Annotated in this window: 1 protein-coding gene; it reads left to right on the top strand. The window is 68.7% G+C overall.

Features of this window, described 5'->3' with window-relative positions; genetic code table 11:
- Positions 1 to 521: GDP-mannose 4,6-dehydratase (locus FV230_RS29105; protein ID WP_147844815.1), on the top strand; the 521-nt coding region annotated here is incomplete at its 5' end.
- Positions 522 to 582 lie beyond the last annotated feature (61 nt).

The raw sequence follows: 582 nt of genomic DNA, 5'->3' as shown, positions 1-582 counted from the left end.
TGGCCAAGCTCTACGCGCACTGGATGACGATCAACTACCGCGAGAGCTTCGCCCTGCACGCCTCGAACGGGATCCTGTTCAACCACGAGAGCCCGCTGCGCGGGGTCGAGTTCGTCACCCGCAAGGTCACCGACGGGGTGGCGCGGATCAAGCTCGGGTTGGCGAAGGAGCTGCGGCTGGGCAACATCGACGCCAAGCGCGACTGGGGCCACGCCAAGGACTACACCCGGGCGATGTGGATGATGCTGCAGCAGGACAAGCCCGACGACTTCGTGATCGCCACCGGCCGCACAACCACGGTGCGCGACATGTGCGCGCTCGCCTTCGCGCATGTGAATCTCGCCATGGACGACCACCTCGTCATCGACGAGAAGCTGTACCGGCCGGCCGAGGTCGAGGTGCTGCTGGGCAACCCGGCCAAGGCCGAGGCCGCCTTCGGCTGGAAGGCCGAGATCTCCCTCGAGGCGATGATCCAGGAGATGGTCGAGGCCGACCTGAAGCGCCTGGGCGGGCGCACGTGACCGGCCTGCGCCGCAGCGCGACGGCCCCGGCCCGCGTGCGGAGCCGCGTGCGCCCGTGAAG

Source organism: Methylobacterium sp. WL6 (assembly GCF_008040095.1).
Classification (GTDB): Bacteria; Pseudomonadota; Alphaproteobacteria; order Rhizobiales; family Beijerinckiaceae; genus Methylobacterium.
Note: the sequence above shows the minus strand (reverse complement) of the source record. Positions and strands in the feature narration are given on the sequence as shown.